The sequence below is a fragment of the Syntrophorhabdaceae bacterium genome (genome assembly GCA_028698615.1).
Taxonomy (GTDB): Bacteria; Desulfobacterota; Syntrophorhabdia; order Syntrophorhabdales; family Syntrophorhabdaceae; genus Delta-02.
Genome location: JAQVWF010000068.1, coordinates 1 through 9,765, shown reverse-complemented (window position 1 = coordinate 9,765; position 9,765 = coordinate 1). Strand labels below are relative to the sequence as shown.

Annotated in this window: 13 protein-coding genes; 7 read left to right on the top strand and 6 right to left on the bottom strand. The window is 52.5% G+C overall.

All coding sequences use genetic code 11. The features are described 5' to 3' along the window. A partial coding sequence (locus PHC90_13580) for a helix-turn-helix domain-containing protein (protein ID MDD3847375.1) occupies positions 1-743 on the bottom strand: 743 nt, incomplete at its 3' end. Further along, positions 740-1,087 carry a type II toxin-antitoxin system RelE/ParE family toxin gene (locus PHC90_13575; protein ID MDD3847374.1) on the bottom strand — a complete coding sequence of 116 codons (348 nt, stop codon included), beginning with the start codon at positions 1,085-1,087 and terminating at the stop codon, positions 740-742. The genes PHC90_13580 and PHC90_13575, both read right to left, overlap by 4 nt. Positions 1,088-1,373: 286 nt before the next feature. Between PHC90_13575 and PHC90_13570 the strand changes: the two genes are divergently transcribed. After that, the gene (locus tag PHC90_13570; protein MDD3847373.1) at positions 1,374-2,024 is read left to right on the top strand and encodes a ParA family protein; all 651 of its coding nucleotides are present in this window, start codon (positions 1,374-1,376) and stop codon (positions 2,022-2,024) included. Then, entirely contained in the window at positions 2,017-2,256 is a 240-nt protein-coding gene (locus tag PHC90_13565; GenBank protein ID MDD3847372.1) for a hypothetical protein, read from the top strand. The genes PHC90_13570 and PHC90_13565 overlap by 8 nt, the downstream gene beginning before the upstream one ends. A 91-nt stretch (positions 2,257-2,347) precedes the next feature. Here PHC90_13565 and PHC90_13560 read toward each other — a convergent pair whose 3' ends face one another. Next, the gene (locus PHC90_13560; GenBank protein MDD3847371.1) at positions 2,348-2,479 is read right to left on the bottom strand and encodes a hypothetical protein; all 132 of its coding nucleotides are present in this window, start codon (positions 2,477-2,479) and stop codon (positions 2,348-2,350) included. A gap of 558 nt (positions 2,480-3,037) precedes the next feature. Here PHC90_13560 and PHC90_13555 point away from each other — a divergent pair. The 4 genes from PHC90_13555 to PHC90_13540 all read left to right on the top strand — a co-directional run bounded on the left by PHC90_13555 (position 3,038) and on the right by PHC90_13540 (position 6,518). Then, complete coding sequence (locus PHC90_13555; GenBank protein MDD3847370.1) at positions 3,038-3,175, top strand: hypothetical protein; 138 nt, start codon at positions 3,038-3,040, stop codon at positions 3,173-3,175. A gap of 762 nt (positions 3,176-3,937) precedes the next feature. Continuing rightward, positions 3,938-4,954, top strand: coding sequence for a TIM barrel protein (locus PHC90_13550; protein ID MDD3847369.1), 1,017 nt, complete (start codon positions 3,938-3,940; stop codon positions 4,952-4,954). After that, the gene (locus PHC90_13545; protein ID MDD3847368.1) at positions 4,951-5,697 is read left to right on the top strand and encodes a metallophosphoesterase; all 747 of its coding nucleotides are present in this window, start codon (positions 4,951-4,953) and stop codon (positions 5,695-5,697) included. The genes PHC90_13550 and PHC90_13545 overlap by 4 nt, the downstream gene beginning before the upstream one ends. Next, complete coding sequence (locus tag PHC90_13540) at positions 5,694-6,518, top strand: metallophosphoesterase (protein MDD3847367.1); 825 nt, start codon at positions 5,694-5,696, stop codon at positions 6,516-6,518. The genes PHC90_13545 and PHC90_13540 overlap by 4 nt, the downstream gene beginning before the upstream one ends. Positions 6,519-6,656: 138 nt before the next feature. Here PHC90_13540 and PHC90_13535 read toward each other — a convergent pair whose 3' ends face one another. Next, positions 6,657-7,628: a nucleotidyltransferase domain-containing protein gene (locus tag PHC90_13535; protein MDD3847366.1), complete on the bottom strand. Its 972-nt coding sequence runs from the start codon at positions 7,626-7,628 to the stop codon at positions 6,657-6,659. Between the two features lie 1,094 nt (positions 7,629-8,722). On the opposite strand from PHC90_13535, the gene PHC90_13530 reads away from it, so the two are divergent. Further along, positions 8,723-8,893: a hypothetical protein gene (locus PHC90_13530; GenBank protein ID MDD3847365.1), complete on the top strand. Its 171-nt coding sequence runs from the start codon at positions 8,723-8,725 to the stop codon at positions 8,891-8,893. A 280-nt stretch (positions 8,894-9,173) separates the two neighbouring features. Here PHC90_13530 and PHC90_13525 read toward each other — a convergent pair whose 3' ends face one another. Both PHC90_13525 and PHC90_13520 read right to left on the bottom strand, forming a co-directional pair. Continuing rightward, positions 9,174-9,494: a type II toxin-antitoxin system PemK/MazF family toxin gene (locus PHC90_13525; GenBank protein MDD3847364.1), complete on the bottom strand. Its 321-nt coding sequence runs from the start codon at positions 9,492-9,494 to the stop codon at positions 9,174-9,176. Further along, the gene (locus PHC90_13520; protein ID MDD3847363.1) at positions 9,481-9,714 is read right to left on the bottom strand and encodes a hypothetical protein; all 234 of its coding nucleotides are present in this window, start codon (positions 9,712-9,714) and stop codon (positions 9,481-9,483) included. Before PHC90_13520 ends, PHC90_13525 begins: the two co-directional genes overlap by 14 nt. Positions 9,715-9,765: the final 51 nt, after the last annotated feature.

Here is a 9,765-nt window from a genome sequence, read left to right as displayed (position 1 = left end):
AGTATCATTGCCTTCTGCGGGGTGATCCACTTCGTGGCCCCGTTCCAGGGGACTTTCTTCATCTCGCGGACGAGTGACACTGCCACACCTGCTCCGGCACAAAGCTTCCTCATTGCCGGTTCGAATTTCTCGGGGCTCTCCTTCGTGAGGCTGCGGATCTTCTTCAATGCTTTAAGGAAGGATGCCTTGTCGAATGGCTTGCACGCCTTCTCGTGTGCCTGGATCTCCCCTTGGCGAATCCAAGCGGAAGCTGAGCCAGGCTGCGATTCGAAACACTGGGACCGCCTGGCAGCGATTGCGGGTTTCTCCCATATCTCACGCCATGCATCCACGCTTCCGACGGCATAGAAGGCCAGGGTCTCCCGTAAAAACACCACCTTGTCATCCGTCCCGGACAGAAAGTCACGGTCCTGCAATTCCTTCACGGGGATCGTTTTGAGCCACTCGAGATCCTTTTGCAGGCGCCGGGCTTCTTCTACTTTCGCCTTCTGCTCCTGGTACTGCGCCTCGAGATTGTTCCAAAAGCTCGCGGGTGTGCCCGTGGCCAGTTCGAAGCGATTTGCGCTCTCATAGCTGATCGGCTGCTCTCCCTTGAAGATCCGATTCAGCGATTGTACGGTCAGTCCCGTCCTGGTCGCGAACTCCTTCTGTGTCATCTCCAGGGATTCCATTACCTCCCGGAGTGTCTGCCCGGGAGGCACCGCATAATCAGGTCGATACTCGTATCTCTTCTTCGCCTTCATTTTCCACCTCGATGGGTGTCTCTTATCTCAGTGATCTCGATCTCTCTCACCTTCGTTGTGTCAATCCCGCCATCATCGTCATAAGGGATGGGATCATCTGCCGGAATGAACAACAAACGGTATTGGTCATTCAAGTCCACGGAAAACGTACCCGCATCCCTTCCGGATAATTGATGACAACGTGCTGGCGGTAGATGAGAAATATCGGATAAAACCTCTGCAGCCCTGAGTTCCATCAACCTCTGCCGGAACTTCTCGGCCTGTTTCGAACCAAGCTGCTTGACCATTTCCCGCTCCTGGGAACCTATTTTTTCAAGCTGTCTTGTCCTAAAGTATACGATCACGAAACCCACCTGTCAAGTGAAATAGTTAACATGCTATGTTAATGCTTTTCATCACCCTGAAATCAAACAGCATCTAACGCATTAATAGAGGATGTTGACAGTACCCGAGCAATATCTTGTCATATTTGCTGCCCAAAGGAAAGGTACAATATCCCTTCTTCCCCGCAGTTTCCCCTTGACAACCGTCCCCCGTCTGCTAGACTTATGACTGTATATAACAGTTTCACGACTCTATTAAACTGTTAAGAGATATCATGACACTGTTTTTTACATACAGGAGGCCCACGTGATAATAAGCATCGCAAATCCCAAAGGCGGGGTCGGGAAGACCACCCTCACGGTCAACCTGGCAACCACCCTCATCTCGAAATACCCGGACACCCGCATCCTCGAGCTCGATCTCCAGAGATCCTCCTCCCTGTGGGCCGGCTACCGGGCTCAGAGGGGCATCTCTCCAGAGATCCCCGTGGCTGTCGTAAGCTCCGTCAAACAGATTCCTGCGGTGACCGCTCCGTACCAGGGAAACTCCAGATCGCTTCTTATCGTCGACTGTGGCGGCATCGACAGCGACTTCAACAGGTCGGCGATGTCCTTATCAGACCTGGTGATCATCCCGACACGTCCCTCCCAGGTGGAGGTATACGCACTGACCAGGGCACTGTCCGTGATCAAGGCGCTGGGGAAGACTGGGTATGTCTTGAACAATGGCTCCTTCCCGGCAAGCGTCTCCAAGCTCACGGACCTCGCCGAGTACATCAGCGACATGGACGGTTTTAAACTGTTACATACCGTCGTGAGATTGCGGGCAGACTTCCAAGATGCCTACGGGGCTGGCATGTCCGTAGTCGAGTACAACAGGAATTCCAAAGCAGCGGAGGAAATAACAGCGCTCGCGAAAGAAATACAGAAACTACTTAAGGGGGTGAAACGTGGGTAGGTTCAAGTCCCCGACTATCGGAAACGGCGTTGACAACCATGCCGTTGAGAGCCAGGGCGTCCATATGAAGAATCCGGGAGGCCGTCCAAAGAAACCCGCGGAAGAAAGGTTGGTGAAGGTGACCATCTACATGACCCCTGAAGACAAGACCCGGCTCGATGCCAGGGCGAGGAAACTGGGGGTGTCGGTCTCGGCGCTGTGCAAAATGCGCATATCTCAAGAAAAGGCTTAAACGACAGCGCAGCGGAACATCTGCCTATCACAACTTCGCCAAGATAGAGACTGACAGCATGGAACACAGGAAATCCGCAAAGGACCAACTCCTAAAGGCCACGGGTACCAATGGCATAGATGCCGTGCACAGACTGCTCGATGCAGAAGCCAACCCCAATGTTGCAGGAAGGAACGGAGACACCGTGCTCCACGAAGTGCGCAGACATTGGCCACGCAGACATAACCCGCCTCCTCCTGGAAGCCGGGCTTGATACAATGGCAAGGGCAAAAATGGATGAGAATGAGGGTGAAAGTCTACCTTACATTTTCCCGCTACGAGTACCACGGTGTTCCTTATGCTCACATAGCTGCGTACCCGTATGTCTTCCAGATTACAGCATTGCTTGATATACCGGAAGGATTCGTCGCACTTCCATCGGGTCAGGTAGATCACCACAATGCGCCATATGTGTTCCTTGGGTTTGGGCTTTACCATACAGCCTGTCAGGAGCATGATCGGCTGTTGTCCAAACCCCTTCACGACGACAAGAAACAAAGGATTCGCCCTCCCCGGAAGTTTTACAGGAACGGCATTATATGCTACGGTCGTTACCGTACTTTGCATATGCCGGGGAGGACGTGGATGGAAGGCAAGTTTATCAGCTATTTGAGGGTGTCGACCCAAAAGCAGGGCGTCAACGGTCTCGGTATCGACGCGCAGAGGAAAGCGATTGAAGGCTACCTCAGCGGCGGGCCCTGAAGGCTGCTCCGTGAATTTGTCGAGATTGAGTCCGGAAAGCGTGACGACAACCGCCCCGAGCTCAAAGAGGCCCTGGAAGCGTGCAAGCGAACCGGGGGCCAGGTGGGGGCTCTCAGAGGACGCGATGAAGAAGATGACCATCGAGGAGTTCGATGCGCTCCCGAAGGAGAAGTACTAGCAATGAGCAGGTAAATCCAGCAAGCTCCTGTCTGACGCCCCTTCACACATTATTATCTTATAGTAACTATCATGTAGTAAGAGAACCCGAATACAGGGTGACTCAAAGCCCGAATGCGAATTACGGATAACCTTTGCAATATCAGCGAGGTAGGTTAAAACCGCCCTTCAAAACCCGAAGAAACGCCCTTCAAAACCCGAACGTCGCGGCGCATCCTATCTAGCATATTGCCAATAATCTCACATGGATAGACTCACAACCCGAATTGGTTGTGGCTACGATAATACCCGGAATACCCGGCAATAAGGGGAAATGTGGCAATATCGTCTACCGTCCTGCGGCAATCTTCCTTAGTAATATCAACAACATGACTTAAAAACGCCCTTCAAAACCCGAACGAATGCCAGGAAGCCTTCATGAGTCTACAACGTGCGCGAATTTGTCAGCATTCCGGGGTCCTGGCGTTTTATTTGACTTTTATTTGACTTTTTTGACCTCAGAGGCCTGCCTTAACTGCCGGCAAGTCGTAGTTTCTGGAATCCAGACTTTTATTTGACTTTTATTTCCTGTCTATTTGATCCTTATTTTACTTTTATTTTACGTTTCCAGCATAGTTTTCAACAATTCAGGACACGGCGCAGAATGAACGTATACTTTTTCGACTACATACGTTCTACATGGAGGAGATAAAGAATGATTCAAAACCCGCATCCTTAAGAATTCCCTTCAGGAGCCCGTTTTTCTGGGCTATAATTGTCGATCATGAAGTTTTCTATCCGCAGAGACGTGTCACTCACCTCCTACGCTCATGACCTCTCCGGCCTCGATGGTGTTCCTATCGAGCTCGCCCTTCCGTACAAGCTCGAGGACTTCCTCGCGGAGATGGATCACCTCGATGACCTGGCCAGCGTCGTCCTCTCCCACAACATCATCGTCAACAGCGTCCACGCCCCCCAGGGTCGCCTCTCCGATGAGAGCTTCATGTCCTGGGCCCTTCCGACCGTGCAGTTTGCCGAGCGCGTTGGTGCCGGCATTGTCGTATTTCATCCTGAGAGCACTGCCAAGACCAACCGGATCAATCTCCAGATAATCGCCCTCGCCAACCTCAAAAGGCTGAAAAGGGAGGCTTCCGTCACGGTGGCCATTGAGACCTTCGGGAATGCCAAGCGCATCATCACTCCCGAGGAGACCATCGAGTTCAAACTCCCTATGATCCTGGACACGTCCCATATCTTCGTCTCGAGAATCTTCCAGGTCATCGAGACGTACCACTCCGGCATTGTTGGTCTTCACCTTTCCGAGATGCGTTACGATGACGCGGCAGGCCATGACCTGCCCCACCTGCCCGTCGAATCTTACGGTATCGAGGTCCTGGAGGCTCTGAGGGCCAAGAACTGGGACGGCAACGTTACGCTCGAGTACCTGCCGCAGTTTCACGACCGTCTGATCCCGGATCGGGCAGTGTTGGAAGAGCTGTTCGCTGTACAGCTCGATAACCGTTCTTCTCCCATTCCACCACCCTCCCGCGAGGACATCCTCGCCGTGAAAAAGGCGGAAAGGGAACGCCAGCGGAACCTTCCCCCGGAAGAGAGGATCCTCCTCGCCCGTCATGACAGTGACAGCTGGGTCATGCCGGAGAAGGCCCTCTTCGCCGGGGTGCGCCGGCACAGGTCCGAAAAGGAAGGTTACAGGTGGTGTTATCTCTTTCCCGACGGTCGGAAGATGTACTTCAACACGAAGGAAGAGGGAGACGCGCTCCTTGAAACGGAGATGGGATGAAGACTCTGGTCATAGGCGACATCCACGGATACTATAAGGAGCTGAGAGATGCCCTGCACAATGCCGATTATCAGGAAGGAGATCGGCTCATATTCCTTGGCGACTATATCGACAGAGGGCCCCGATCCCTTGAGGTTATGGAATTCCTCGTATCCTTAAAGAACCCCGCCAACGTTTATCTGAGGGGTAACCACGAAGAACTGCTCATCAAGGCGCTGGACGGAGACACGAGCGCGTACGGGATCCTCATGGACAACGGGTTTATTTCGACACTGAAATTATACGGTATGGATCCCCGGACACTCTCCTATTCTACGGGCGGCAGGCACTATGTGGAGCGTGACGGAAAGCACATCCTCCTCGACAGTCGGGAGCTCCCGGTGTTCCTACGGAGCGTGATTCCCCCGGACCACCTGTCCTTCATCGCGGACACCCGGTACAATTTCGAGACAGATGCCTTCTTCTTTTCCCATGCGGGCGCTGAACCATGTACACCACTCCATGAACAGTCAGAGACAGACTTCATCTGGGGTACAGACGGGTTCTTCCTCAAACAAACATATACCTACGGGAAAACGCTCGTCTTCGGCCATTTTCACCTTATGGAACCTTTCCTTGCACGCGGCCGTATAGGGCTGGGGGCGGACATGTGCGTCAGGATCCTGATAATGGACTATTCGCCGATGGCCATCGTGGACAGCGATGGCGACTATTATGAAGTACGGCACGAGTGGCTGATATGAGACTGCTCTATGCTGCGGACCTGCATGGCAACCCGTCCCTTTACAAAAAGCTCTTCACTATTGCTCCGAAGGCACACGCCGTCGTAATAGGCGGTGATGTATTGCCCAAGACAGGTGATTTTGCAGGCCTCATAAAGGAGCAGCAACGGTTCATTGTCGAGGAGCTTCGCCCCCGTCTGGAGAGCTTTCATGACGACAATCGTGACATTGCCGTTTTCTTAATGATGGGTAATGACGATTTCCAGGTAAATATGCACCTCCTTGAGGATATGGAAGCGGAAGGCATATGCCAACTCCTGCACATGCGAACTCATGTTTTGGCGCGAGATCTCTCCATCGCCGGCTACTCCTGCGTGCGCCCTACCCCGTTTTCCTGCAAGGACTGGGAAAGATACGATGACCGGCAAAGAATCCTTCAGCCCGGTCCGTACAGACCCGTCATAAGCACAGTGGACGGGCTCGTCGACATTGATGAGCAGGAGTGGTTCGGCTCTCACGCGATGATCGAGGAAGATCTGGAGGAGTTGGCAAAGATATCAGACCCGAAGAAGACTGTCTATGTCATCCACGACCCGCCCTGGAACACAAACCTGGATGTCCTCTACAACGGACAGCACATCGGGAGCATGGCCGTGCGGAGGTTCATCGAAAGACACCAGCCTCCCCTCGTCCTGTCCGGACACATCCATGAGTCACCCAAGGCGTCCGGGAAGATCACGGACCGCATCGGGAACACGCTCTGCGTCAACCCAGGACAGACTGAAGCGATTCTCCAGGCGGTAACGGTTGATATCCCGGAGTATAAGCTGAAGCTGTTATGATGTAATACTGACCCTCAAAACGGAAAATTCCGCGCGTAAAAAGTGTCTTGAACGTGACGAATATTATTGCGTTATCTGGGACCGAGCTTCAGTTGAGACTTCAGTTAACGCTTCACCTATTTTGCAGTAATCCGGGACCTATCCGGAACCGTCAGAGACAGACAGCAAGGCGAGCAGTTCCTCTCTGTCCCCATCGTCGACGTGGTCCTTCAGGAGCTCGATGCTGTGGCGCACCAGCTCTGCGTATTGGTCCACCTCGTTCTTGTTGAATCGCGTCGCAGTGAAGTCCGCGTCCTGGCGCCGGCGATAGAGTTCGGAGAGGTGGTCGTATAGTGCCTGGTCCACATCGCCGGTACTGATGAGATGCCTCGCCACCAGCTCCCGGACCTCCCGGTGGGAGTGCACATAAAATCCCTTGCCTGCGAGGGCGTACCGGCACAGAGCTTCAAGAATGAAGAACAGTGACGGAATACATTCGGTGTAATTGCCGACGGAGTAGTTGACGCGATATGACAGAAGCTTCCTCCGCATTATGTTCATCATGGCCTCTACTTCTTCTATTCTCTCCACCATTTCCTCCCTGAACCGCATCGACTCTGACTCGTGCAAAGCCCACCCGTACGTGTCATAGAGCGCATCCATGTCGGGTTCCACCAGGTGGATACCCGCAAGAGCTTCCTGGATAATAAAAGGCGACTCGTCAGTGTCGTGGAGATAGAGAATCGAAACATCCGTGTCATCCTCCACGGCCATGCGTATGCTGTCCACTATGTCCATTTCCTCGAGTTCATTTTCGGCCTTCATGTAAATGCCAATATCAATGTCGGACCGGGCATGAAACGTTCCCCTGGAATATGAACCATAGAGGACGGCTACCAGAACTTTATTCTCCGCCCGCAACCTCTCGAGGACGGTCTTTACGGGGATGATCTTGTCATCGATCTTCTCATTGACGGCTTTGCGAAGCTCCGGCGCCCTCATGTCCGCCAAGTGGGTGTCAAAGATGTCCTCCCTGCCCCGATCGAGCTCCCGGTATGTATCCTTCGAAACCCTCGCTTTACCGGCCATGTCGAGCATCCGGCGCGCTTTCCTTCGCCTGTCCTCAGGCATGCTCCACCTCTTTCAGGATCTGCTGTCCTGTGTACTTCTTCACCATCATTTAAGATACCATTTTTTCGCAGACGGTGTTAAGACGGGCGCAACCTTTCGGACCCACATCACCAATTATACATGTCTTACACACTACGAAATGGTACTCTGCGGATTTCGCCGGACACATATCGCACTGAGAAATGGCTCGACATCGCTTATATAAAGCGGCACGGCCTTCCCCTGCCCGGGTCCTTTTCATTGCCTTAGTTGACAACTACATACCGTTGTTGCTATTCATAGTTGTCAACAAGTCATCAACCCACCCCGCCGTCTTTTCCATGAACTCTACATTCTCCTCGATGAGGATGTAACATCCCCGACGCACATTAACATCGCGGATGTTAATGTGCAGAAATAATGTTAAATAGGGGTTATCATAACTTAAATCTGACCAACCAAACGGGAAAGTCATCACCGAAAACGACCCACCCCGGAGACTATATCTGGCAAGCTGGTTTTGAAGCAAAACCGACGGGACTGAAGGGAAAGGGCGATAACGATGGTTCAATACGCGCCTCGAGGCGATCCCCGTCAGGACTCCATTGTCAGGGATCAGAAACAAGCCTCCTGAATTCTTCCGGAGGTTCCCGAGGAATTGCGGAAAGGGCCCAAGGTGCCCAGGGGCAATGCGAACCAGATGGAAATATGGGGAGAGTGACACCCACCTCGACACAGCAGAATCTCCGACTGCGAAGATCAACTACGACCGCTTGAACGGTTGACCAGGGAAGCGTGCTTGATGCTACGGAATATTATTGCTGTGCTCGTACAACAGGAGACAAGAACATGCTTGCAATAAGACTTTCGCCAGGTCCTCAAGGCGCTTTTCGATCGGGCTCGCTACGGCGATAGAGTGCTAATAATGTATTGACACATTCCGAAACCTTTGCTGAACTTTGTTCAGTAACCCAAGCTTCTAAGTGGTGCGAACCCAGGTTATCACGTCATCGTTCGGCACCATTGGATGTTTGGGGATTTTTTTTGCCTTCATTTCCATTGCCGACGAGACGAACAGGGAAGTTTTAACTCACAATTCAATCTTGGAGGCATTTATGTATGAAGACAACGAAGAGAAAGGGCACGTTATGGGAGATGATGAAGAGAAACGATGCGATAGGAGGAGGGTGAAAGACTCGTTGGCGCAGATAATAGTTGGCGTAACGCTCATCATCGCAGGCATTTTATTGCCTATTATATTCGATAAAGAAGGGGGTGACTCATGAAAGTTACTAAAGAGGTACCGATCAAGACTGCCACCATCGGAAGGATAACTATACAGGTCTATCCCGAAGGGGTTGTCACTTGTGGAATTAAGACAGGCATTAAAAAAGGGCCTCATTATGGAGGGAAAAGCAAATTAGTCAATAAATCATAGAGCAGGAAATCATCTTCCACGTCAGGCAGCCGAAGTCCAGACAGACGAGGGCGGAGGATCAACTCTCCCTGTCCTCGTCTGTGATGTCTACTGCAGGGTCAACTGCAAGAGGAACGGGAAAGGTAGGATCAAAGCACCAGCACCTGGCGCAGACCCTTCTCTATTTCCACAAGATCCTCCCTGGAAATCTCCTCTGCCTTTTCCATAAGACGACTCTTGTCCACCGCCCTGATCTGGTCACACACCGCAACGACCTTTCTGCCGAGGCATGTAACCGGGACGGCCAAAGGAGGTCTTGGCTTGCCGACGGAAGAGAGGGGAACAACGACAACGGTGCGCCTTGCCTCATTGACGGGTGTTGCGCCGATGATCACGCAGGGGCGCCTCTTCCTGATCTCGGAACCGGTCGACGGATCCAGATTAACCCAGTATATGTCACCACGTTTCATCGTCTATACCGTCTCCCGCGGTCACGTCCCAGTCTTTCATCTCCTTGCTGAGGGCCTGGTCCTTCTCAACACCGAGGGCGCACTGGTAGAGTCCCTCTTCCCGGCGCTTTACTTCGGTCTCGAGAAGATCCGCCAGCACCTTGCTGCGCTGGCCGGGCGGTATAACAGCCTTCATTCTGTCGGCCAGATGGTCTGGCAATGAAAGAAGAACTTTTTGCATGGCATCCTCCGTGTTGCATGTATATATCCTATATAGTATATACGATGCGGG